This window comes from Blautia pseudococcoides (assembly GCF_001689125.2).
GTDB classification, from domain to species: Bacteria; Bacillota; Clostridia; order Lachnospirales; family Lachnospiraceae; genus Blautia; species Blautia pseudococcoides.
The window spans coordinates 674,927-700,822 of sequence record NZ_CP015405.2; the positions used below are offsets into that span (position 1 = coordinate 674,927).

Below are 25,896 nucleotides of genomic sequence, written 5' to 3' on the forward strand. Positions count from 1 at the left end.
CAGGTAAGACATGGGATACCAAGTAAAGTAAATGAGTATATGGAAAGGAAGGTACAATATGGGATTTACAACAGAGGATATCAATATGCTGGAAAAGTTGTTTGACAATAAGCTGCAGCCATTATATTTGCAGGTGGATGAAAAATTTGAACAGGTAAATAATCGCCTGAATGAAAACGCGGAAAGAATGGAGGAACGGTTTGAGCATATAGATAGAAGATTTGAACAGATAGATAAGAGATTTGAACAGGTAGATAAGAGATTTGAACAGATAGATAAGAGATTTGGACAGGTAGATAAGAGATTTGAACAGGTAGATAAGAGGTTTGAGCAGATAGATGAAAAGCTTGAACAAATAGATGATAAATTTAGACAGATAGATAAAAGATTTGAACTAGTAGAAGAATCCATTAAGCAAATGAAAATTCAGCTAAATAATGTTGAAACGAGGCTGGACTGCCTTGAGAAAGAGATTACGGCTGTGAGAGATGAATTGGAACAAACTAAATTTATTATAGAAAATGAAGTTCAGAGAAATATTAAAATTATTGCGGAAAATCATGTAGATTTAAGCCGTAAATTTACAGATGCCCTGCGGGTTTCCCAAACGGATGAGCTTTACCATTTAAAGGTTAACCAATTGGAATCCAGGCTCGTGATATTGGAAAGTAAATTTGATAGTTTGACGCAGGGGCAGAAAAAAGTTGTTTAAATGTAACTGTTTAGCAGGTCTGTAGATTGGCTGTATGTGCTGTAAGGAAACGTTCAGCAGCCAGGCGAAAACTCCACAAGGTGATTCTCCATAGATTTTGCTGGTGATTATGCAGGTACCCAATAGTTACGTTCAAACATAGAAGGGGAATTCATAACCTGTCTTCATAGTAAGATAATTGTTTATTTTTGGAGAATCGAAATCCAGCAGCGGTATAACGCGGAGCCTGTCAGCCTCAATTTCTTTTTTGACAAGGCTGAGAGGGAGAAAGCTATAACCCAGGCCTGCCAGAACAAAGTCAAGAAGTTTGGTACTGTTGTCTATCTCAAAGGAAAAATGGTAATTGTCTGGAAAAAGCTGACGGATAAAGAGACCCACTTCCTGCAGGGCAAAATTACAGAAAAGGTAGTTCAATTTTGGAAGGTCTTTTCTGGTGATTCCCTTCTGATAGTTTATGTCGCTGCTGCGACAGACAAGAACCAGTTCGTCTTTTTTAAAACATTGGCAGGTGAACCCTTGTTTCTTCAATGGAATATAGGTAAATGCAAAATCAAGCAAATCATCCTGGAGCGTATGAAGCAGTTCCATAGAATGGGAAATGGTGACTTTTGTATTCACGTCCCTGTGTTCCTGCATATAACCAAGCAGGGGTACTTTTAAATGACACTCGTAAATTGTGTTTGTTGTACCAATATGCAGATTCCCCCTGGAAAAATCCTGTGTGTTCAGCATTGTAACTGCTGATTTTTCCAAGGCAAGTATACGGTTGGCATAATCAATAAACTTTATACCGGCTTCTGTAAGTTTCAGGCTTCTTGGACTGCGGACAAACAAGGGCTGGCCGAGTTCTTTTTCCAATTCGGCAATTCTGTTTGTAACAGTAGACTGTGCTACAAAAAGTGACTCGGAAGCTTTGGTAAAGTTTAAAATTTTACTGAGCGCTAAAAATGTTTCCAAAGATGTTGTATTCATACAAACTCCTATCGAAAAAACGAATTATAACAATGCGATTAATTTATTTTACAAATTATAAAGAATAAGATATAATTTGTCAAGAATTAAGTATAAAGACATTGCTATAAGGAGAGATAAATATTATGGAGTACAATTTGAGAGAAGAGGGCTTCTATGGTAATATGGAGCCGGAACAAATTACAGAAATGTACGGCAGTCCGGTTTATGTATATAATGAAGAAACGCTGCGCTCCCGATGCAGAGAATTGAAGAAAATGGTGAGATATCCTCATTTTGTTATTGACTATTCAATTAAAGCGAATTTCAATCCTGCCCTTCTGCAGATCGTCAAAGAGGAGGGTCTTGAGGTGGATGTCATGTCACCAGGAGAAATATATCTAGCCAAAATGGCAGGTTATGAGGCAAATGAAATATTCTATATCTGTAATAATGTATCTGAGCAGGAGATGCGCTATGCCATAGAGGCAGGCGTGACTACCAGCGTGGATTCCCTCTCTCAGCTGGAACAGTATGGAAGACTGAATCCAGGAGGAAAAGTAGCTGTTCGTCTGAATCCCGGCTATGGTGCAGGACATCATCAGAAAGTCATCACAGCAGGCAAGAAAACAAAATTCGGAATTGATGTGGAGATGCTCCCTGAAGTGAAAGCTGTTCTTGCCCGCTATAGCCTTAAACTGGTTGGTGTGAACCAGCATATTGGCTCCCTTTTTTTAGAAAAAGAACAATACCTGAAGAGTGTGGATTCCCTTCTGGAATGTGCAAAAGAATTTTCTGATTTGGAATTTGTGGATTTTGGTGGGGGATTTGGCATCGCCTATCATAAAGAGAATCAGATTCAGAGACTGGATTTGGCAGATTTGGGAAAATCCCTGGATGAGATCATGTACCGTTTTGTGAAGGAATATGGCAAGGAAATTACCTTCCGGGCAGAACCAGGGCGCTATGTGACGGCAGAATCGTCAGTTCTTTTGGGAACCGTGAATACGGTGAAAACCAATCATGGAAAAAAATATATTGGCACAGATATTGGATTTAACGTACTTATGCGCCCGGTATTATACGATTCATATCATGAGATTGAGGTATATGAAAAAAATAGGAAGGTGACAGGAAAAAGAGAGACAGTCACTATAGTAGGTAATATTTGCGAGAGTGGTGACATTCTGGCAAAAGACAGGGAACTTCCCCATATAGAGGAAAAAGATATGATTGGAGTTTTGGATGCAGGTGCTTATGGACATGTCATGAGCTCTAATTATAATGGAAGACTTAGGCCGGCAGAGGTTCTGGTAAAAAGAGACGGAGAAAATTGTCTCATCAGAAAACGTGATACACTGGACGATTTGGTGAAAAACTATGTATTGCTGCCATAACAGGCTGGTATCAGAAGGGAGCATTCTTCTCTGACGGGCAGAGAGGAATGCTCCCTTTCCCTTCTTGACTTTTAGTTGTCTTCCTCTGTCATGGTATATACCTGGCGTTTTCTTGCCATTTCATCGCTCGCCAGATATTCATCATAAGTAGTGATCTTATCAATCAGTATACCGTTTGGAAGTATTTCCATGATACGGTTCGCTGTGGTCTGTACAATCTGATGGTCATGAGACGCAAACAGGATGACACCGGGGAATTTGATCATACCGTTGTTCAGTGCGGTAATAGATTCCATATCCAAATGGTTGGTAGGTTCATCAAAAACCAGCACATTGGCACCTGAAATCATCATTTTAGATAAAAGACATCTCACCTTTTCTCCTCCGGAGAGTATGCGGACTTTTTTTACACCATCTTCGCCTGGGAACAACATACGTCCAAGAAAACCCCGCACATAGGTAGCATCTTTAATTTCAGAGTATTGAGTCAGCCAGTCTGCAATTGTCAGGTCATTGTCAAACTCCGCGGTATTATCTTTGGGAAAATATGCCTGAGATGTGGTGACACCCCATTTGTAGGTTCCCTCATCCGGCTCTATTTCTCCAACAAGGATCTTGAAGAGTACGGTTTTGGCCTGTTCATTTCCCCCCACAAATGCAACTTTATCATCATGACCGAGAGTAAAGGAAATGTTGTCCAATATTTTCACACCGTCAATGGTTTTTGAAAGACCTTCTACCATGAGCACTTCGTTTCCGATATCGCGGTTTGGACGGAAATCAATGTATGGGTATTTGCGGCTGGAAGGGCGCATATCATCCAGCTGGATTTTCTCCAGGGCACGTTTTCTGGATGTGGCCTGTTTTGATTTTGAAGCGTTGGCGGAGAATCTGGAAATAAACTCCTGTAACTCTTTGATCTTTTCTTCTTTTTTTCGGTTAGCTTCTTTCATCTGTTTGATCAGAAGCTGGCTGGACTCGTACCAGAAATCATAGTTTCCGGCATAGAGCTGGATTTTACCGTAGTCAATATCCGCAGTATGTGTACATACCTTATTTAAAAAGTAACGGTCATGGGACACCACAATGACGGTATTTTCAAAATTGATCAGGAATTCCTCCAGCCATTCAATCGCATCCAGATCCAAGTGGTTGGTAGGCTCATCCAGAAGAAGTATATCAGGGTTTCCAAACAGGGCCTGTGCGAGTAGGATCTTTACTTTCTGGCTTCCTGTCAGGTCGCCCATTATGGAATAGTGTAGTTCTGTTTCAATTCCCAGACCATTTAAGAGCTGTGCTGCATCGGATTCAGCTTCCCAGCCGTTCATCTCGGCAAACTCACCTTCCAGTTCGCTGGCCCGGATTCCATCTTCATCAGAAAAATCTTCTTTTGCGTAGATGGCTTCTTTTTCTTTCATAATATCATACAGACGTTTGTTGCCCATGATAACTGTGTCAAGAACCGAATAGGCATCATATTTGAAGTGATCCTGCTGAAGAAAGGAGAGACGCTGTCCGGGTGTGATTGTGATATCACCGCTGGTGGTCTCAAGCTGACCGGAAAGGATTTTTAAAAAAGTAGATTTGCCGGCGCCGTTAGCACCGATCAAACCATAACAGTTTCCCTCCGTAAACTTGATATTGACGTCTTCAAACAGTGCTTTTTTACCGATTCGTAAAGTGACCTTATTTGCTGCAATCATGTTAATCCCTCACTTATAAAAAACTTACAATTTTCTTTGCGTAATCTCTTCTTATTTTACAGTAAAATGTGGAATTTGCAAGCATTTCTTTTAAAATACTTGATAAATTAAGTATACAAAGGTATAATGGACACCATTAGGAAAAAAGAGGGACGAGAGAAGACCACAGAGAGTACAGGAAAGGAGCACAGGAAAAATGCTGATTACGAGAGAATGCGACTACGCGGTGCGGATTGTCCGGGCACTTGCTGGAGGAGAAAAACTTTGCGTGAACCAGATATGCGAAAAGGAGGAACTAACTCCTGCGTTTGTATATAAAATACTCAAAAAACTGGAAAAAGGAGATTTGGTGAAGAGCTTCCGCGGTAGCAATGGAGGATATGCACTGAAGAAAGATATTGGCCAGATTACCCTGCTGGATATCTACCTGGCAGTGGAGCCGGAATTTTACATGATTGAGTGTATGAATCCGGACAAGCCCTGTGTGCGCAACCAGGATGAAGAGGGATGTAAGGTCCATAAAGAGCTGTACAAAATACAAAAAAGCCTGCTGAGAGAGCTTGGTGCCAGGACGATTCGTGAAATTATGGAGGAAGAGTAGCCGGGATTTGTTTTTTTCAAAAAACATTCTACTTATTTACGTTAAAAAATGGACATGCTTGGCGAATCGTGATATAATTTCGATAGACTTCGGGGAGCGAAGTGGAACATTGTTTATAACAATTTTCAAGGAGGAAAATAACAAATGGCTAGAAAGATGAAAACCATGGATGGTAATCATGCAGCAGCTCATGCGTCTTACGCATTTTCCGATGTTGCAGCGATTTACCCGATTACCCCGTCATCTGTAATGGCAGAGGCTACAGACGAATGGGCAACACAGGGAAGAAAGAACATTTTCGGACAAGAAGTACAGGTTACTGAGATGCAGTCTGAGGCTGGTGCAGCAGGTGCTGTGCATGGATCCCTGGCAGCAGGTGCCCTGACTACTACATATACCGCATCACAGGGTCTTCTGTTAATGATCCCTAATCTTTATAAAATCGCTGGTGAGCAGTTACCGGGTGTATTCAACGTGTCCGCCCGTGCACTTGCAAGCCACGCACTGTCAATCTTCGGAGACCATTCCGATGTATACGCATGTCGTCAGACAGGATGTGCTATGCTTTGTGAATCTTCCGTACAGGAAGTTATGGACCTGACACCGGTTGCTCATATGGCATCTATCAAAGGTAAAGTTCCGTTCATCAACTTCTTTGATGGTTTCCGTACTTCTCATGAGATTCAGAAAATCGAGACATGGGATTACGAAGACTTAAAAGAGATGGTAGACATGGACGCTGTTGATGAATTCCGCGCCCGCGCACTGAATCCAAACCATCCGTGCCAGAGAGGTTCTGCACAGAACCCTGACATCTTCTTCCAGGCAAGAGAAGCATGTAATCCTTACTACGATGCTTTACCGGCGATCGTTCAGGAATACATGGATAAAGTAAACGCTAAAATCGGTACAGACTACAAACTGTTCAACTACTACGGAGCAGCAGATGCTGAGCACGTAATCGTTGCTATGGGTTCTGTAAACGATACCATTGAAGAGACTATCGACTATTTACTGGCAGCCGGCAAGAAAGTCGGCGTTGTAAAAGTTCGTCTGTACAGACCATTCTGCGCTGACGCATTGATCGAAGCTATTCCGGAAACTGTAAAACAGATCACTGTTTTAGACAGAACAAAAGAACCGGGCTCTCTGGGTGAGCCGTTATACTTAGACGTTGTTGCTGCATTAAAAGGAAGCAAATTCGATGCAGTTCCGATTCTTACAGGACGTTACGGCTTAGGTTCCAAAGATACCACACCGGCTCAGGTTGTTGCTGTATATGAGAACACAGAGAAGAAAAAATTCACAGTAGGTATCGTGGATGATGTTACAAATCTGTCTCTGGAAGTTGGTACTCCTATCGTTACAACACCGGAAGGAACCATCAACTGTAAATTCTGGGGTCTGGGCGCTGACGGTACAGTAGGTGCTAACAAGAACTCCATCAAAATCATTGGTGACAACACAGATATGTATGCTCAGGCTTACTTTGACTATGACTCAAAGAAATCCGGCGGCGTTACTATGTCTCACCTGCGTTTTGGTAAAAAACCGATTAAATCTACATACCTGATCAAGAAAGCAAACTTCGTTGCATGCCATAATCCTTCCTATGTAAGAAAATACAACATGGTTCAGGAACTGGTAGACGGAGGTACATTCCTGCTGAACTGTCCTTGGGACATGGAAGGTCTGGAAAAACACTTACCGGGACAGGTAAAAGAATTTATTGCTAACCACAACATCAAATTCTATGTGATCGATGGTGTTAAGATTGGTATTGAGACAGGCATGGGCCCGACTCGTATCAACACAATCCTGCAGTCCGCATTCTTCAAACTGGCTGACATCATTCCGGAAGCGCAGGCTATTGATCTGATGAAAGCAGCAGCAAAAGCTACATACGGACGTAAAGGTGATGACGTAGTTGCGAAAAACTGGGCAGCTATTGATGAAGGTGCAAAACAGATCGTAGAAGTTCAGGTTCCGGAAAGCTGGAAAACTGCTACAGACGAAGGTCTTGACCTGACTCATGCAGAGAACGGAAGAAAAGAAGTGGTAGACTTCGTTAACAACGTTCAGGCTAAAGTTACAGCTCAGGAAGGTAACTCACTGCCTGTATCTGCATTCACAGAATATGTTGATGGTACAACTCCATCCGGAACATCTGCTTACGAGAAACGTGGTATTGCAGTAAATATCCCGGTATGGCAGCCTGAAAACTGTATCCAGTGTAACCGTTGTGCGTATGTATGCCCGCATGCATCCATTCGTCCGGTTGCTATGACAGAGGCTGAGGCAGCAAATGCTCCGGCAGCTCTTGATATGACTGGTATGAAAGAATATAAATTTGCTATCGCAGTATCCGCTCTTGACTGTACCGGATGTGGTTCCTGTGCAAATGTCTGCCCAGGAAAGAAAGGTGCAAAAGCCCTTGTTATGGAAAACATGGAAGCAAATGTTGAATCTCAGAAATTCTTTGATTACGCTGTATCTCTTCCGGTTAAAGAAGATGTTGTTGCTAAATTCAAAGAGACGACTGTAAAAGGTTCTCAGTTCAAACAGCCTCTGCTTGAGTTCTCAGGTGCTTGTGCAGGTTGTGGTGAGACACCGTACGCAAAGTTGATCACTCAGCTGTTCGGTGATAGAATGTACATTGCAAACGCAACAGGTTGTTCCTCCATCTGGGGTAACTCCTCACCGTCTACACCGTACACTGTAAACGCAAAAGGACAGGGTCCTGCATGGGATAACTCCTTATTCGAGGATAATGCAGAGTTCGGTTATGGTATGTTACTTGCTCAGAACGCTATCCGCGGCGGCCTGAAAGAAAAAGTAGAATCCGTAATGGCAAGCGCAGAAGCTTCAGAAGAAGTGAAAGCTGCATGCAAAGAGTGGTTAGATACCTACAATTGTGGTGCTGCCAACGGTGCGGCTACTGACAAACTGGTTGCTGCTATGGAAGGAATTGATTGCGATACCTGCAAAGATATCGTTAAGAAAAAAGACTTCCTGGGTAAAAAATCCCAGTGGGTATTCGGTGGTGACGGATGGGCTTACGATATCGGGTTCGGCGGTGTTGACCACGTATTAGCAAGTGGAAAAGACATCAACATTATGGTATTCGATACAGAGGTTTACTCTAACACAGGCGGACAGTCTTCCAAGGCTACTCCGACAGGTGCGATTGCACAGTTCGCTGCAGGCGGTAAAGAAGTTAAGAAGAAAGACCTTGCTTCCATCGCTATGAGCTATGGTTATGTATATGTTGCCCAGATTTCCATGGGTGCGGACTTCAACCAGACTGTAAAAGCAATTGCTGAGGCTGAGGCATATCCGGGACCATCCCTGATCATCGCTTATGCTCCTTGTATCAACCATGGTATCAAAAAAGGTATGAGCAAAGCTCAGACAGAGGAAGAATTGGCTGTTAAATCCGGCTACTGGCATAACTTCCGCTTCAATCCGGAAGCAGAAAGCAAATTCTCTCTGGATTCCAAAGAGCCGACAGAAGATTACCAGGCATTCCTGGATGGAGAGGTTCGTTACAATTCTCTGAAACGTTCTAATCCTGAAAAGGCGGCTAAACTCTTTGCTCTGAACGAGAAACAGGCTAAAGAAAGATATGAATATCTGAAGAAACTGGTTACTCTGTATGGAGATGCAGAAAATTAATTATTAGTTTCTTGAGTGAAATAAGTTGCGGGCATCACCGGTGGGTGGTGCCTGCTTTTTTTGTGGAGCGTAAGGCAGCAGAAACCTTTCCTATGATACCTCTGTTTCTAGTATGTATTTCAAACAACCCTTGTTATTCTGAGGCATTCATATTATACTGAAACGTATAGCAATAACTTAACAAGTCAGCGTATTCACTAGGCTGACCATAAAAATTTCCCGGCAGGTGGAAATGCTGCTGCCAAGTACGGTTTAGTATGGGTTTTTATTCGTAACTGTGAAAGTAACTAACAGTTTTGACGTATTAATAATAAGGAGGTTATTACTATGAGTGACAATCTAATATGGGAAGACCGGAAGCATTTTATGTGGTTTCCCTGGTCATTTACGAAGTATTATATAGAGAACGAGAGACTGATGATAGAAGCAGGACTGCTGAGAACCACTTTGGATGAGACACTTTTATATCGGATTGTGGATGTGACCATGGTACAGACACTGGCTGGTAAAATTTTTGGAACCGGAGATTTGATCGTTAAGACAAAGGTGGACAGCAATCCGGAAATTGTCCTGAAGAATATTTCTGCCCCCAAAAGAGTTCGTTCCATGCTTTCTGAGATGGTGGAGGATTGCAGACAGAGGAAGAATGTAGTGGGAAGAGAATTTTATGGGGAACATTCGTATGAAGAGGAAGAATATACCTATGAAGATGATGATTGACTAAATTTATAAGGGGTAATCTATGAAGAAAATGAAAATTTGGGCTCATAGAGGTGCATCCGGATACGCACCGGAAAATACCATGGGCGCTTTTTCCGAAGCGGTGCGCCGTAAGGCAGATGGCATTGAATTGGATGTACAGCTTACCAAAGACGGTGAGATTGTGGTCATTCATGACGAGAAACTGGGCAGAGTCAGTAATGGTTCTGGTTGGGTAAAGGACCATACGCTGAAGGAACTGAAAAAGCTGAATTTTAACAAGACATTTCCGGAACAGGGAATTGCCAGAATTCCTACCCTTAAAGAAGTGTATGAACTTATGAGAAGAGAAGAGATGCTTGTGAATGTGGAGCTGAAAACCAGTATTATATTTTATGAAGGGCTGACAGATAAAGCGCTGGAGCTTTCCGCCCGTATGGGGATGGAAGACAAGGTCTTGTATTCTTCTTTTAATCATTATACGCTGTTGGAGATGAAACAGAAAAATCCCGGTATACGGACAGGTATGCTGTTTGAGGATGGAATTGTGGATGCGCCTATATATGCCAAGCGCTTGGGCGTGGATGCCCTGCATCCTATTTACGCGCATTTGCAGCATCCTGATTTTTTGAAACAGTGCAGAGAGGAGAAACTACCTCTGCATGTATGGACTGTGAATACCAAAGAACGTTTCCGGGAAATGCAGAAGGCTGGCGTGGATGCAGTGATTACTAATTATCCGGATATCCAATACCGGTGATTTTCTGTTACTGTTCAAAGGTCATGATCCTGGGTGGCGGTTTCCTCAAGGAGAAGATGTGCGAAGCACAGCAAAAACCCGGGTTGGTCAGAAAAGTGCAGGTCAGTGTATCACGACACATGTTACTGCCCATGGAGTGAACAGTAACAATTTTGCTGAAAAATATCTATTTTCAGAAATCTTCTCTTTTTTCCTTAAAAGGAGTATGGTATAATAAGCATATAAAAAAATAAGTGTAACTATTCAGCAGGCCTGTACATTTGTTGAGCAGACCGAATGTCTGTTCCTTTAGAAAAAGTATGCAGCGATCAGGTGTAAATTTCGTTAATAATGAGATTCTGCATGACTTTTTGCCCATAACGATGCAGGTGCCCAATAGTTACAAATAAGGAATTGGGGATGAAAAAGAGGAGGTATGATTTATGGAAATGGAAGAAAGAATGTTTAAGGTATATGCAGATGGTGATGAAAAGATTCAGTTAAAAGTGATTCCGGGGCATTTTGCAACGCCGCAGTCTCATATCAGTCATTATTTGGAGATGACAACCATGAAGACCCGATGTGCGGAGGCCTCCAGAATCGCCAGGTATCTGTCTGCCAAATATGAAACGTCTACCCCTGTGGACTCTATTATCTGTCTGGACGGGCTGGAAGTCGTGGGAGCATTTTTGGCGGAGGAGCTGGCAAAGGCAGGGGTTCTGTCCATGAATGCACATAAGACTATTTATATTGTTACTCCGGAATTCAACGGTAACGGTCAGCTTATGTTCCGTGACAACATTCAGCACATGGTCCGGAACCGAAATGTGGTGATCCTGATGGGCTCCATCACAACCGGCGAGACGCTCCGGAAGTGTATGGAGAGCATACTCTACTACGGCGGTACCATCCAGGGAGTGTCAGCTATATTCAGTGCAGTGAACAAAGTGGCAGGCCTGGATATCAATGCCGTGTTCTATAAAAAGGATGTACCGGATTACCGGACACACAAGGCAAGTGAATGCCCTATGTGCAGGAATGGTGAAAAATTGGATGCCATTGTAAATGGATATGGATACTCTAAATTATAAAGGGGGGAGAATTTGAAGGGAAAATTGAGAAAACTATGCCTGGCGGTGCTGGTACCGCTGCTGCTTCTGGCCGGATGTGGACAGGGCAAAGAGCAGGCAAAGGAACAGAACCCGGAAGAACTGCTGAAAGAAGTGATTAGCAGCCAGAGACAGCTCAAATCAGGAAAACTGCAGATGACCATGAATTTTAAGGCAGCAGTGCCCTTGGAAGAGGCACAGGATTTGCTGGAGGATGTCCAGAATTCTGCCATTCAGATGGATATGGTTGCAGACATGCAGTTTCAGGAGGAACGGATGCGCATGGCCGGTGAGTTGAATATGCAGCTTATGTCAATGAACATACCAGTTCCCATTGAGAGCTATACGGTGAAGAATGATGACAAATATGTGACCTATTCAAAAAACGGGGAAGAGTGGCAGAAGTCTGAGACGGATGTATCCAGCGGCAATATGGGAGCTCTGGTATTTGCCGGACAGGAGCTGTACCAAGGAATCCAGGATGATTCCCTGTCGATGACCCAGGAAACGGTTGCGCTGGACGATGAGAATTCCATTGAGTGTTATGCGATCCATTCTTCTATAGGCGGAGAGGTACTGAACAGCCTGTTTGGCATGGCAAGCCAGATGCAAGGGCAGGAAGATGTTTTGGGCAGCTTCCGGATTGATGATGAAAAAGTCCATGTGGATCTGTATATTGATCAGAAAAATAAAGAGATAGTCCGGACCAGAATTGATATGAAACAGCTCATGGAAAAGATGATGTCAGACCTTGCCGCTGAAGCAGGGTCTGGTGAGACAATGAAAATTGACAGATTTGAGATGGCTGTAACTATAAAAGAGCGCGGCGAAGCAGTGGAAGTGGAAATACCACAGGAAGCGCTGGATGCCACCGGACTTTGAGAAAAGACAGAAGCTGTTGTCAGAATGCAGAGGCATAGACAGCAGCTTCTTTTTGCTGCCTTGCTATAATTGGAAGAATATTTGTTCTTTTTCCGTTTTATAATTCCAACAAATGTGGTAAGATAAACAATAGAGCGTACACTGTCCCAAAACGGTCAGTAAATATAATAATCAAGGAGGCTGAACATGAAGAAAGAAAATGTGCCGGCATATGAACTGGTTTCCTGTCAGGACATTCCGGATATTCACTCCAAAGGTTCTCTGTGGAGACATAAAAAAAGCGGTGCCAGAGTTATGGTGCTGGAAAATGATGATGAAAACAAGGTGTTTAATATAACATTCCGCACGCCGCCGGCAGACAGCACCGGTGTGGCTCATATTCTGGAACACAGCGTTCTGTGCGGTTCTCAGAAATTCCCCTTAAAAGATCCCTTCGTAGAATTGGTGAAAGGTTCTCTGAACACATTTTTGAACGCAATGACCTATCCGGATAAGACGATGTATCCGGTAGCGAGCTGTAATGATACGGATTTTAAAAACCTGATGCATGTATATCTGGATGCGGTATTTTTTCCTAATATTTATGAGAGGGAAGAGATTTTCCGCCAGGAGGGCTGGCATTATGAGCTTGAGGATGTGGACGGTCCGCTGAAATTAAACGGTGTTGTTTATAATGAAATGAAAGGCGCGTTCTCCTCACCGGAAGAAGTGCTTGACCGGGAGATTTTTAATTCCCTGTTTCCCGACACACCTTATGGTGTGGAGTCAGGCGGTGACCCGTCCGTGATTCCTGACCTGAAATATTCGGAGTTTCTATCTTTTCACAGCCGCTATTACCATCCGGTCAACAGTTATATCTACTTGTATGGGAATATGGATATGGAGGAGCGGATGAACTGGATGGACAGGGAATATTTGTCGAAGTACGATGAGATTCCTGTAAACTCTGCAATTACCAGACAGAAGCCCTTTGAACAGGTGAAAGAAATCATCATGGATTATCCCATATCTGAACATGAGCCTTTGGAGGAAAATTCATACCTTTCGTATAACGTTGTAGTGGGTGACAGCCTGGATGTGGAACAGTGCACTGCTTTTGAAATCCTGGATTATACCCTGCTATCAGCTCCGGGGGCACCGCTTAAGCAGGCACTTTTGGATGCCGGAATGGGAAAAGATATCCTTGGATCCTATGATGACGGCATTTTCCAGCCATTTTTCTCTATTGTGGCAAAAAATGCAAAGCCGGAGAACAAGGATACCTTTGTGAATTTGATTCAGGAGACGCTCAAGAAAATTGCAAAAGAGGGAATTGACAAAAAAGCCATTGCCGCAGGAATCAATTTTCTGGAATTCCGTTTCAGGGAAGCTGACTTTTCTTCCTTCCCCAAAGGGCTTATGTACGGCATTGATGTGTTTGACAGCTGGCTGTATGATGACAGCAAACCCTTTGACCATCTGAAAAAACTGGATATCTTTGAAAGCCTGAAACAGAAGGCAAAAGAGGGATATTTTGAAAAACTGATCGAACAATATCTTCTGGACAACCTCCATGCATCTATTGTGGTGGTCAATCCTAAACGCGGACTTGCAGCCCAGAGAGAAAAAGAACTGGAAGATAAACTTGCCGCCTATAAGGCATCTCTGCCAGCGGAAGCGATAGAGAAGATCGCAGCAGACACAAAGCATCTGAAAGAATACCAGGACGAACCGGAGACAGAGGAGGCACTGCAGAGTATTCCCATGCTGAAACGTTCTGATATCGGGACGGAGACGGTTCAGATACACAATAAACCAGAATATGTGGATGAAACACTGGTGCTGCACCATGATTTGTACACCAATGGGATTGGCTATTTAACGCTGCTCTTTGATGTGAAAAAAGTTCCGGAAGAACTGATTTCCTATATGGGGATCTTAAAGTCTGTTCTGGGTTATGTGGACACGGAGAACTACAGCTATGCAGACTTGTTTAATGAAATTAACGCCAACAGCGGCGGGATTTTATTTGGGCTCCAGGTATTTGGGGATGCGAAAAATAACCAAAACACGAGACAGATGTTGGGAATCAAGGCAAAGACGCTGTACAGCGGGCTGCCATTTGTGTTTTCCATGATAAAAGAGATCATCTGCACCTCGAAAATGGATGACACCAAACGTCTCTATGAGATCATTGCCAAGATGAAATCCAGGTTACAGATGAGTATGGCCAGCTCGGGTCACAGCACAGCGGTTATGCGGGCTACGTCATATTTCTCCGGCAATGCATATTTCCAGGAGAAAATAGCAGGGATTGAGTTTTATCAGTTCCTTGACAGGATTGAAAGCCATTTCCAGGAGGAGAAGGGAACGGTGATAGAGAAGCTCAAACTTCTTATGAAGATGATCTTCCGTCCTGAGAATCTGACGGTGAGTTATACTGCGGACAGTGAAGGATATAAAACCCTGGAGACAGAGGTACGCGGCCTGAAGGATGTGCTTTATACAGAACATGTGGAGCTGGCTCACGATAAGCCTGATTACCGGGTAAAAAATGAGGGATTCAAAACATCAGGCCAGGTGCAGTACGTGGCAGCAGCCGGTAATTTCCGGGAAGGCGGATATGAATATACAGGATGTCTGCGGATTCTGAAAGTGATCCTCAGCTATGAGTATCTCTGGATGAACGTGCGTGTAAAAGGCGGGGCATATGGCTGCATGAGTAATTTCAGGAGAAGTGGTGACGGATATTTGGTTTCTTACCGGGATCCGAATCTATCAAAAACGCTGGAAGTGTTCCGTAATACTCCGGACTTTATCCGTGGTTTTGAAGCTGATGAGAGGGAGATGACAAAATATATCATCGGTACGATCAGCGAGCTGGATACACCTATGACACCATCAGCAAAAGGAATATTGTCCCTGGAGGCATATTTCAGCGGTATCACAGAGGAAGAGTTGAAGAAAGAGCGGATGCAGATTTTAAATGCCCAGCCCCAAGATATCCGTGCCCTGGGAGATGTGGTAGCGTGTGTATTGGACCAGAACCGAATCTGTGTCATCGGAAGTGAAGAGAAAATCCAGCAGGAAAAAGAACTGTTTTTGGAAGTGAAGCACCTGCTGTAACAAAGGAGAATATATGAAAACAGACTACAAATCAGGATTTGCGGCGATCATCGGTCGGCCAAACGTGGGAAAATCCACATTAATGAATCATTTGATCGGACAGAAAATCGCCATCACATCCAGAAAGCCCCAGACAACCAGAAATAAAATTCAGACGGTTTACACCTGTGAGGAGGGACAGATTGTCTTTTTAGACACACCTGGTATCCACAAGGCAAAAAACAAACTGGGTGAATATATGGTAAATGCGGCGGAAAGAACTTTTAAGGATGCGGATGTGATCCTCTGGCTGGTAGAGCCTACCACATTCATCGGTGCGGGAGAACGCCACATTGCAGAACAACTGAAAAACGGAAAACTGCCGGTGATTTTGGTCATCAACAAGGTAGATACTGTGAAGAAGGAAGAAGTTCTGAGTTTTATTGACGCCTACCGGAAGATTATGGACTTTGCGGAGATTATCCCCGCATCTGCGCTCAGAGGGCAGAACCTGGAGACCGTGATCACCAGCATTTTTAAATACCTGCCTTATGGGCCTCAGTTTTACGATGAGGATACCGTGACAGACCAGCCTCAGCGCCAGATCGTGGCTGAGATGATACGGGAGAAGGCGCTGCGGACCCTGGAGGAGGAGATTCCCCACGGCATTGCTGTAACGATTGATACTATGAAGGAACGTCCTGGAGGAAATCTTGTAGATATTGAGGCCACCATCATTTGTGAACGTGAATCCCACAAGGGGATCATTATTGGCAAGCAGGGGGTCATGCTGAAGAAAATCGGAAGCGCGGCCCGGTTTGAGATCGAACGGATGCTGGAGCAGAAGGTAAACCTGAAACTCTGGGTAAAAGTTAAAAAAGACTGGAGAGACAGTGACTATCTGATCAAGAATTTCGGATACGATAAAAAAGAGATATGACAGATACAGTACAGGTGACCGGCATGGTGTTATCCTCTATGCCGGTGGGGGATTTTGATAAAAGGCTGGTGCTTCTCACGAGAGAGCGCGGTAAAATAACGGTATTTGCAAAGGGAGCGAGACGGCAGAACAGCTCCCTTCTTGCCGTGGCAAATCCCTTTGTGTTCGGTACCTTCTCCGTCTATGAGGGGAGAAGCAGCTATCAGATGAAATCAGCTTCTGTGCTCAATTATTTCACAGAACTTGCCTCCAGACTGCCGGGGGTCTATTATGGATTTTATTTTCTGGAGTTTGCGGATTATTATTCCAGGGAGTTCACGGATGAGAAGGATATGCTGAATCTGCTCTATGTTACCATGAAAGCGCTGGTCAGTGAAAAGATTGACAACAGGCTGATTCGCTGTATCTTTGAGCTAAAGGCAATGGTGATCAATGGGGAATATCCCAATCTGTTTGAATGCATGAAATGCGGGAAGCAGGAGGAGATTTACTGGTTTTCGGCAGAAAGATCAGGTGTTTTTTGTGATAGCTGTGTGGACCAGAAGGAAAGGTATAAAAGTATCCGCTTGGATGCTTCCTCCTTGTATGCGCTTCAGTATACTGCGGCATCAGAGATTTCCAGGCTCTACACTTTTACGGTCAGACCGGAGGTGCTGGGGATCATGCAGAAAGTTATGAGGGAATATACAGGAAAGTACATAGATAAAAAGATGAAGAGCCTTCAGGTTCTGGAGATGATGGAGGGGGAATAGGGAGAGGTTAACCTATAGATTTGAACATTTTCAGGCAGATAGAGGTTGAAAAGAAGACATATAGCGGTTATAATGTTACTATTCGCAGCAGTGTCTTTGACAATTCTATCAGTTAAGTGGAATCGTTTGCGGGACTAAGCTGTGGTGTGCAGCATAAAAAACAGTATATAAGGCTGTGACAGGCAGTCAGTGATCATGTACCGGCAGCCTTGAAAAGTCAACAGTCCCTCTGCAAGCAACGGGGTTGTTGAGCCTCGCGGCAGCCGCTAAATGTGCATACAAGTATGCCCACTTGGCTCGTTGCCTGCGGGAATAAAGAAATAGATGAAAGTCGAGGAGAAAACACGATGGAAAAGACCATGGAAAAAATCGTAGCACTTGCCAAATCCAGAGGATTTGTATATCCGGGTTCTGAGATTTACGGAGGACTTGCCAATACCTGGGATTACGGCAACCTTGGCGTGGAGCTGAAAAATAATGTGAAAAGGGCATGGTGGAAAAAATTCATCATGGAAAGCCCATACAATGTAGGTGTGGACTGTGCAATTTTGATGAACCCCCAGACATGGGTGGCATCCGGCCATCTGGGCGGTTTTTCCGATCCGCTGATGGATTGTAAAGAGTGCCATGAGCGTTTCCGCGCTGATAAGATCATTGAGGATTTCTGCGCAGAAAAAGGAATTGCCATTGAGGGCAGTGTGGATGCCTGGAGCCAGGAGAACATGATGGAGTTCATTGAAGAACATAAGATTCCATGTCCCACCTGCGGCAAACACAATTTTACAGATATCCGCCAGTTTAATCTGATGTTTAAGACCTTCCAGGGTGTGACTGAGGATGCAAAGAATACGGTTTATTTAAGACCTGAGACTGCACAGGGTATTTTTGTAAACTTTAAAAATGTACAGAGAACATCCAGGAAGAAACTTCCCTTTGGTATCGGACAGGTGGGAAAATCCTTCCGTAATGAGATCACTCCCGGTAACTTTACGTTCCGTACCCGCGAATTCGAGCAGATGGAGCTGGAATTTTTCTGTAAGCCTGACACAGACCTGGAATGGTTTGCTTACTGGAAACAGTTCTGTCTTGACTGGCTGCACAGCCTGGGTCTGAAGGACGAGGAAGTTCGTTACCGTGACCATGACAAAGAAGAGCTGAGTTTCTACAGCAAGGCAACCACAGATGTGGAATTCCTGTTCCCATTCGGATGGGGCGAACTGTGGGGGATCGCAGACAGAACGGACTATGACCTGACACAGCATCAGAATGTATCCGGCCAGGATATGACATATTTTGATGATGAGACCAATGAAAAATATATTCCTTATGTTATTGAGCCGTCCTTGGGAGCTGACCGTATGGTGCTGGCATTTTTGTGCAGTGCGTATGATGAGGAAGTTCTGGATGCAGAGAGAAATGATGTGCGTACGGTACTGCATTTCCATCCTGCACTGGCACCTGTAAAAATCGGTATTCTGCCGCTGTCCAAAAAACTGAATGAAGGCGCAGAAAAGATTTACCAGGAGCTGTCCAAATTGTACAACTGTGAATATGACGACAGGGGAAATATCGGAAAACGTTACCGTCGTCAGGACGAGATCGGTACTCCATTCTGTGTGACTTATGACTTTGAATCTGAGACAGACGGAGCGGTTACTGTGCGTGACCGTGACACAATGGAGCAGGAGAGAGTAAAAATCCAGGATTTGAAAGCTTATTTTGAGGAGAAAATGGCCTTCTGATCATTGCTGTAAGAAATAATATTATGCTGCTGTATCCGGCCAAGCATGGGCGGTACAGCAGCTTCTGTTATATTACATGAAGAGAGGTGCAGTATGAATGGCCAGTATCAGAGATGTGGCGAAACAAGCCGGTGTAGGTGTGGGAACTGTTTCGCGGGCTTTGAATGGAACCGGTTACGTGTCAACGGACACGAAAAAGAAGATTGAAAAAGCAGCCCGGAAGCTGGGATATACGCCTAATGAGCTTGCCAGAAATCTCTACAGAAACAGGACCGGCATTGTTGGGGTTATGGTGCCGGACCTGGACCATCCCTTTTTTTCCTGTCTGGCAAAGCATATTGAGATGGAGCTTTACCGCCAGGGCTATAAAACCATGATCTGTAATACTATAGGCATCAGTGACAGGGAGAAGGATTATCTGGATATGCTGGACAGAAATATGGTGGACGGTATTATTACAGGGGCTCACTCACTGGACGGGGAGGAGTATCTGAAACGGAAGAAACCTATTGTTTCCATAGACAGGGAATTCGGTCCCGGCATTCCTCTCATAGGAAGTGACCACGCTATGGGAGGACGCATGGCAGCAGAACTGCTGGTGAAGAATGGCTGCAGGAAGGTGCTGCAGGTATCAGGTGTTGCGCCCGGCGTTGCCGCCCAGGAACGCCACAGTGTCTTTAAGCAGGTCATGCAGGAACAGGGGGTAGAGTTGTTGGACATGGTTATGGACTGGAATGTATTTGACTGGAATGCCCACTATGAAGGCATGGAGAAGTTCCTTGGCCGGCACCCGGACATTGACGGGGTGTTTGGCGGGGATATGGCTGCGATCGCCTGTATGAATGCAGTGCTGCAGAAGGGCATCCGGGTGCCGGAGGAGGTAAAGATCATAGGATTTGACGGTATGGATGTGACCCGTATGGTTTACCCCAGGCTGACGGCGGTTCGGCAGAATGTACAATTATTGGCAGAACTCTGTGTAAATACCCTTCTGGATTTGGTGGAGGAGAGGAAAGGTGTGCCTCATAGACAGATTTTAGATGTGGAAATGCAGTTTGGAGGAACAACTCTTTGAGAGAAAAGTAAATTAGTGTTGCGGATAACTTATAAAAACCGACAATCAAATTTGGATAAAATTCATATAAAAAATGAGTAATGGCCTGTGTTTGTGCAAAATGCACAAGAAAAACACAGGCCTTGTTTCATGCCTTATGGATTCATACGGAAAAGGTCTTGACAAAACCGTCAAAGCATCCTATACTCATTTATATGGAACGGGTTCCATGAAAATGTTTCGTATTTACTCAATATATCTAATTAAATGCTATACTTAAAGGGAAATAATTATAGAACCGGTTTTACAATAAGTGATTCGGGAGGCGAAAATATGATACAAACAGGCGAGTATACATGTCTGGAAATTCTGCTCAGAACAGCGGAGGGAAAAAAAGGATATGTGATATTGAGAGACACAGAGGGCAGGGAGTGCAGATATGATGCAGGTCAGAAATATTACCGGTGGCTGAAGCTTCCGGTAAAAAGGCAGAGTTGTTATGAGATCATCAGCCGGGAGGCGGTAATATCGCTGGCATATTTAAGCGGCTGCGAAAAGATTCTGGAAGAAGGAATCCGCTACATAGATCCTGTGGATGGAGGACAATGTCTGAGCAGCCGGGAAGCGGCAGAATACTATGACACCCCGTACCGGGAACAATATCACTTTGCGCCCTGGAAGAACTGGATGAATGACCCAAATGGCCTTTGCTGGTATCAGGGATATTATCATATGTATTATCAGTATAACCCCCATGGGCAGGAGTGGAATAATATGTACTGGGGACATGCGGTAAGCCCGGATCTGGTGCACTGGACCCATCTCCCCATTGTCCTGGAGCCTCAGAAAGAGGTGTTGGAACAGGCGGATATGGTGAAAGGCGGAGCATTTTCCGGAAGTGCCATAGCACTGGAAAACGAGACGGTTTTTTATCTGACCAGGCATCTGGGGCCTGTGGAGGACGGTGAGGAGACCGTGCAGCAGCAATGGATGACAAGAAGCCATGATATGCTGGAATTTGAACCGGAGAAGCTGGTAATTGAGGAGCGGCCAAAGGGTGCATCGTTTGATTTCAGGGACCCTAAAGTTGTAAAAATTGGCCATATGTGGTACTTGGTTCTTGCCAGTACCATGAACGGGCAGGCAGCCATCCTGTTGTATAAGTCCCGGGATATGGAACATTGGAGTTATGTGAAACCTCTGCTCACAGAGGCAGAGGAGGGCGTCCGCTGTTTTGAATGCCCGGACTTTTTCCCTTTGGATGGCAGTTTTGCTGCCTGGGGCGCGCTTATGTGCCACAGGGATGCCAGCGGAAGGTATCAGATGTCCCGTTATTACATAGGGGAATTCAAAGACGAGGAATTCTCTGTGAAAAGTACGGGATGGTATGATTTTGGAAGTAACTGTTATGCCATGCAGAGCTTTGAACACGAGGGAAAAAGAATCGCTATTGGATGGATCTCCGATTTCTATGGGGAACATGTGGAAGTGGAGAACGGTGCCTATGGAAGCACAACGATACCAAGAGTGCTGCATGTGAAGAAGAATAAGCTTTATATGTCCCCTGTGGAGGAAATCTATACATTGAAAGGCCACAATCTCTATACCGGTGAGAAAGAAAATATAAACCTGGAACACATACCGGGAAACAGTTTTTACGCGGGAATCACCTTTTCGGAAAATACGGATTTTAACCTTCTGCTGGGCAGGGACGGGGAGAAAGAGATACGTTTTATAAAGGAGAAGGGATTTACGGGAATCCGCACATCCGGTGTAAAAAGTGAGTGTGCTGTATTTCCCGCAGATGTGGATACCGTAACTGAAATGGAGATTTTTGTAGACAGAAGAGTCGTGGAAATCTATTTAAACGGAGGGGAGGCAGCAGGTACCAAACTGTTCTACAACTCCGCTGCAGACGGATGTTTTGTCCTGGAGGCGGCAAAGCCTTGGGCAGTAAAACAGGCCGAGGTTTCAAAGATGCAGTCTATTTGGCAGTAACAGCAATGAGAAGGGAGAGAGGGAAATGAGAAAACGGGCAGTTGCCATACTTCTTGCAGCAGCGGTAATGTCATCCATGATATCCGGATGCGGAAGTACAAAAGAACGGGTGAACAAGGACGGGGAATCTGTCATCACGATCTGGAGTCCAAGCGACGAACCGGCCATTGAAGAGTGGTGGGAGGAAAAGATCGCTGCATTTAATGAGGAGCACAGGGGAGAGATCCATCTGAAAAGGGAAGCTATAGTGCGGGCGGATTCTTATGCGTACGAGGATAAGGTGAACGCAGCGATCACCTCCAAGGACCTGCCGGATATTTTGTACGTGGACGGGCCTACGGTTTCCGTATATGCGGCAAATGACATTATTCAGCCTTTGGATGATATGTTTACAGAGGCAGACTGGAATGACTTTTTGGATTCTACCAAGAACCAGGGGACGTATGACGGGAAAATCTATGCGATCGGGGCAACGGAAAGTTCGGTAGCCCTCTTTTATAACCAGGATATGCTGGATGAAGCAGGCATAAAGGCGCCGGATAAACTGGAGGATGCCTGGACCTGGTCCGAATTTGCGGAGGTGGCAGAAAAGCTTACAAAAGACGGTGTGATGGGAACGAACATCATTATGGATAAAGGGGAAGGCATTCCCTATGTGCTGGAACAGTTCTGGATTTCAGGCGGCACAGATTTGGTCAGTGAGGATGGCAGCAAAGCGGATGGTTATATCAACAGTGAGGCCGGTGTGGAGGCCGCCACATTTTTAAACGGGCTGATTCAGAACGGATATGCCAATCTGGACCCTATCCAGAAAGAGTTTCACAATAAAAGGGCAGCCACAATGCTGGGCGGTTCCTGGGAGGTTGCCACACTGGAAAAAGATTACCCTGACTTAAACTGGGGCGTTACCTACTTTCCTGTTGCAGACAACGGGGGAATTCCCACTTCACCCACTGGAGACTGGGCCGCAGCTGTGACCAGGGATACGCAGGACAAGGACGCGGTGAAGGAAGTAATGAATTATCTGTTTTCCGCGGACAATGTGACTACATATGCCAAGGCGATTTCTAAGCCGCCCACAAGGCAGTCCAGCTATGATGTACTTACGGAATATAATGAGTATCCCCGCTCCCTGTTCAAAGAACAGCTCATGGAGACCGGACATCCAAGACCGAGGACACCATCCTACAGCGTGCTCTCCGCAGGATTTTCGGAAGCCATGGTGAATATTTTTACAGGGGTGGATCCCAAGGAAGCACTTGATAAGGTAGCAGAAGATACTGATAAGGATTATAACAAGTATTACGCGCAGGAAGACTGATTCCGGGGAGGAGGAGAAAGATGGAAAAAGCCATAAACAAACGCAGTGAAAAGAAAGCAGCATACCTGTTTGTCATACCGGCAGTGATTCTGCTGGCAGCATTTCTGATATATCCGGCACTGCAGACTGTCAGATATGCATTTACCGATTACAATATTATGAGGCCGGACCATATTAAGTTCTGCGGGTTTAACAACTTTGTGGAATTGTTCCAGGACAGCGATTTCTGGAAGGCGGTGACGAATACACTGCACTTTACCGTGCTGGTGGTGCCTTTTCAGACGGTTCTTGCCTTGGCGCTGGCAATGCTCATATCATCCAAGAGAAAAGGAGTCTCTATTTTCAGGGCTGCATATTTCAGCCCCCAGGTTACCTCCATGGTTGTAGTGGCCATCCTCTGGACGGTACTTTACAACTCCAATCCTGACAGCGGACTTTTAAATGCGCTGCTGGTAAAGCTGGGAATGGAACCCTGCGGATTTTTAAATGACCCCAAGACCTCTATGAACTCCATTATTTTCATGTCGGCATGGCAGGGGGCGGGCTATCAGATGATGATTTTTCTGGCAGGACTGCAGGGGATTCCGAAAGAGCAGTACGAAGCCGCATCTATTGATGGTGCCGGAAGATTAAAAAGTTTTCTCTATGTCACTTTGCCGGGGCTAAAAAATGTAATAAAATACGTGATCATGATCACGGTCATCCAGGCAATGAAACTTTTTACACAGCCTTATGTTATGACAAAAGGCGGTCCTCAGAATTCCACCAGGACCATGGTGTATTATGTGTATGAACAGGGCTTTCAGAAACGTAACTTTGGATATGCCTGTGCAGTGGCTGCGGTTTTCTTCGTTATTGTAGTCATTTTGTCCCTGGGTATGAAGAAACTGATCAAAGCGGATTAGGAAGGAGTGGAGAACTATGACACAGAAACAGAGAAAACGTCTGGGACATGCAGCATTTTATATAGGGAATACGCTGGTTGCACTGATTTTCGTATCCCCTCTTATCTGGATGATCTCTTCATCCCTGAAACCGGAAGCAGGCATTTTTAAGGGCTTGAATTCCCTGAGTACATTTATTCCCACAGGGGCGTCTCTTAGTAATTATCTGGAGGTGTTCCAGAGAATTGATATGTGGAAATTCATTTGCAACAGCTTGTTTTATGTATTTGTCATTGTGGTGCTGGATTTATTTGTGAATTCCATCTGTGGTTATGCACTGGCAAAATTTGAATTTAAGGGAAAAAGTATTCTTCTCACATTAGTGATCAGCCTTATGGTATTTCCGCCGGAAGCCATTATGCTTCCTATGTACAGGGAGATGGCTGATCTGGGATGGATTAACCAGTGGGCAGCGCTTGTTGTTCCTTTTGTGGCAAAATGTTTTAGTATTTACATGTTCCGCCAGTTCTTTCTGGATGTGCCAAACGATCTTCTGGAAGCGGCAGCCATTGACGGATGCGGGCCGATAAAAACATTTTTCAGGATTGTGATGCCTATATCAGGAACGGTGTATGCTACAGTTCTGATCCTGGATTTTGTGGCCCACTGGAATGACTTTATGTGGCCTCTGCTTGTGGTGACAGGGGAGGAGAAGAGAACCATTCAGCTTGCCATACAGACTTTCTTTGGTTCCAAACCGATCAACTACGGACCTATTATGGCATCACTGACTATTTCAGCGATCCCAATGCTCATTATGTTTATTGTACTGCAGAAGTATTATGTGGAGGGAATCGCTTCCACAGGTATCAAGGGATAAGAGAAGAAGCGGAGCTGCTGTTCACCCCGCCTCCGGTACATGTTTCGTCATGCCCCTGTTTTATTTGCTATTTTTCTCCTGTCCGTATATAATATGGGAAGAAATACGGACAGGAGGTATGTAAAATGGAATTTAATGAGAAACTGCAGCATCTCCGGAAACAGAATCATTTGACCCAGGAACAACTTGCGGAAAAACACGCACAGGGGCAGTCATAACAGCCATAGTTTTGTGCGTGATACTGGGAGTAGTTTCCGCGGTCCGATATTCAAAGACAAAAGCAGCGGCAGCCGCGGCAGAAAAGAAAAAGCAGCAGGAGGCAGCCCTTGAAAAAGAGCAGGAAGAAAATATCATTGATTTTCTGGCTGTGGGAGATAACATTGCGCATCTAGGGATGCGGGAATCCGGAATGACAGATTCAGGAGGCTGGAACTATGATGCCATTTATGAGCCGGTAAAGGAGGATGTGGAGGCAGCGGATCTGGCGCTGGTGACACAGGAGACGGTATTTGTGGAGAACCGTGAGGACATATCAGGATATCCATCCTTCGGAACACCGCCGGAATTCGGAGACGCGCTGGTGGATACCGGATTTGATGTGGTGGCCCATGCGACCAGATTCCGGAACATGAATTCATTCCGCTGCTCATGCATTATAATCATGACAGCCGTACTTATGGCATTTACAAACTGAATGAGTATACCCAAGAGCTGGCAGACCAGCATACGGCCAATGAGAGAAACCCCGGCGAATTTTCTATTCAGTATTATAA

The 25,896-nt window shown here is 44.6% G+C and carries 20 protein-coding genes; 18 read left to right on the forward strand and 2 right to left on the reverse strand.

Going from position 1 to position 25,896, the window contains the following annotated elements; translation table 11 throughout:
* Positions 1 to 58: 58 nt before the first annotated feature.
* Positions 59 to 712, forward strand: a complete 654-nt coding sequence (locus tag A4V09_RS03160; RefSeq protein WP_065541061.1) for a hypothetical protein — start codon at positions 59 to 61, stop codon at positions 710 to 712.
* 132 nt (positions 713 to 844) lie between these two features.
* Here the strand turns inward: A4V09_RS03160 and A4V09_RS03165 are convergent, their stop codons facing one another.
* Complete coding sequence (locus A4V09_RS03165; RefSeq protein ID WP_065541062.1) at positions 845 to 1,684, reverse strand: LysR family transcriptional regulator; 840 nt, start codon at positions 1,682 to 1,684, stop codon at positions 845 to 847.
* Between the two features lie 125 nt (positions 1,685 to 1,809).
* On the opposite strand from A4V09_RS03165, the gene lysA reads away from it, so the two are divergent.
* On the forward strand, positions 1,810 to 3,060 hold the full coding sequence (gene lysA, locus A4V09_RS03170) for a diaminopimelate decarboxylase (RefSeq protein ID WP_084043415.1): 1,251 nt from the start codon (positions 1,810 to 1,812) through the stop codon (positions 3,058 to 3,060).
* Positions 3,061 to 3,131: 71 nt separating this feature from the next.
* Here the strand turns inward: lysA and A4V09_RS03175 are convergent, their stop codons facing one another.
* A complete protein-coding gene (locus A4V09_RS03175; RefSeq protein WP_065541064.1) occupies positions 3,132 to 4,763 on the reverse strand; it encodes an ABC-F family ATP-binding cassette domain-containing protein in 1,632 nt (543 codons plus the stop codon).
* 196 nt (positions 4,764 to 4,959) lie between these two features.
* Here A4V09_RS03175 and A4V09_RS03180 point away from each other — a divergent pair, with 196 nt between their 5' ends.
* From A4V09_RS03180 to A4V09_RS03255, 16 genes are all read left to right on the forward strand, one after another.
* Positions 4,960 to 5,364: an RrF2 family transcriptional regulator gene (locus A4V09_RS03180; RefSeq protein WP_065541065.1), complete on the forward strand. Its 405-nt coding sequence runs from the start codon at positions 4,960 to 4,962 to the stop codon at positions 5,362 to 5,364.
* Between the two features lie 144 nt (positions 5,365 to 5,508).
* Complete coding sequence (gene nifJ / locus A4V09_RS03185) at positions 5,509 to 9,039, forward strand: pyruvate:ferredoxin (flavodoxin) oxidoreductase (protein WP_065541066.1); 3,531 nt, start codon at positions 5,509 to 5,511, stop codon at positions 9,037 to 9,039.
* 327 nt (positions 9,040 to 9,366) lie between these two features.
* Positions 9,367 to 9,759: a PH domain-containing protein gene (locus A4V09_RS03190; protein ID WP_065541067.1), complete on the forward strand. Its 393-nt coding sequence runs from the start codon at positions 9,367 to 9,369 to the stop codon at positions 9,757 to 9,759.
* Positions 9,760 to 9,781: 22 nt separating this feature from the next.
* Entirely contained in the window at positions 9,782 to 10,498 is a 717-nt protein-coding gene (locus A4V09_RS03195) for a glycerophosphodiester phosphodiesterase (protein WP_065541068.1), read from the forward strand.
* Positions 10,499 to 10,926: 428 nt separating this feature from the next.
* Positions 10,927 to 11,568 carry a phosphoribosyltransferase gene (locus A4V09_RS03200; protein ID WP_065544611.1) on the forward strand — a complete coding sequence of 214 codons (642 nt, stop codon included), beginning with the start codon at positions 10,927 to 10,929 and terminating at the stop codon, positions 11,566 to 11,568.
* A gap of 12 nt (positions 11,569 to 11,580) precedes the next feature.
* The gene (locus A4V09_RS03205) at positions 11,581 to 12,468 is read left to right on the forward strand and encodes a hypothetical protein (protein WP_065541069.1); all 888 of its coding nucleotides are present in this window, start codon (positions 11,581 to 11,583) and stop codon (positions 12,466 to 12,468) included.
* 186 nt (positions 12,469 to 12,654) lie between these two features.
* Complete coding sequence (locus tag A4V09_RS03210; protein WP_065541070.1) at positions 12,655 to 15,573, forward strand: insulinase family protein; 2,919 nt, start codon at positions 12,655 to 12,657, stop codon at positions 15,571 to 15,573.
* Between the two features lie 13 nt (positions 15,574 to 15,586).
* Positions 15,587 to 16,492, forward strand: a complete 906-nt coding sequence (era, locus tag A4V09_RS03215) for a GTPase Era (protein ID WP_065541071.1) — start codon at positions 15,587 to 15,589, stop codon at positions 16,490 to 16,492.
* Positions 16,489 to 17,244: a DNA repair protein RecO gene (gene recO, locus A4V09_RS03220; RefSeq protein ID WP_065541072.1), complete on the forward strand. Its 756-nt coding sequence runs from the start codon at positions 16,489 to 16,491 to the stop codon at positions 17,242 to 17,244. The genes era and recO overlap by 4 nt, the downstream gene beginning before the upstream one ends.
* Positions 17,245 to 17,591: 347 nt before the next feature.
* Entirely contained in the window at positions 17,592 to 18,986 is a 1,395-nt protein-coding gene (locus A4V09_RS03225; RefSeq protein ID WP_065541073.1) for a glycine--tRNA ligase, read from the forward strand.
* A 97-nt stretch (positions 18,987 to 19,083) separates the two neighbouring features.
* Positions 19,084 to 20,061: a LacI family DNA-binding transcriptional regulator gene (locus tag A4V09_RS03230; protein WP_065541074.1), complete on the forward strand. Its 978-nt coding sequence runs from the start codon at positions 19,084 to 19,086 to the stop codon at positions 20,059 to 20,061.
* A gap of 312 nt (positions 20,062 to 20,373) precedes the next feature.
* A complete protein-coding gene (locus A4V09_RS03235) occupies positions 20,374 to 22,038 on the forward strand; it encodes a glycoside hydrolase family 32 protein (RefSeq protein WP_065541075.1) in 1,665 nt (554 codons plus the stop codon).
* 25 nt (positions 22,039 to 22,063) lie between these two features.
* On the forward strand, positions 22,064 to 23,359 hold the full coding sequence (locus tag A4V09_RS03240) for an extracellular solute-binding protein (protein WP_065541076.1): 1,296 nt from the start codon (positions 22,064 to 22,066) through the stop codon (positions 23,357 to 23,359).
* A 20-nt stretch (positions 23,360 to 23,379) separates the two neighbouring features.
* Complete coding sequence (locus A4V09_RS03245; RefSeq protein WP_065541077.1) at positions 23,380 to 24,264, forward strand: carbohydrate ABC transporter permease; 885 nt, start codon at positions 23,380 to 23,382, stop codon at positions 24,262 to 24,264.
* Between the two features lie 16 nt (positions 24,265 to 24,280).
* Positions 24,281 to 25,123 (forward strand): carbohydrate ABC transporter permease, encoded by an 843-nt coding sequence (locus A4V09_RS03250; RefSeq protein WP_065541078.1) that lies wholly within the window; start codon positions 24,281 to 24,283, stop codon positions 25,121 to 25,123.
* A gap of 235 nt (positions 25,124 to 25,358) precedes the next feature.
* Positions 25,359 to 25,817, forward strand: coding sequence for a CapA family protein (locus tag A4V09_RS03255; RefSeq protein WP_065541079.1), 459 nt, complete (start codon positions 25,359 to 25,361; stop codon positions 25,815 to 25,817).
* Positions 25,818 to 25,896 lie beyond the last annotated feature (79 nt).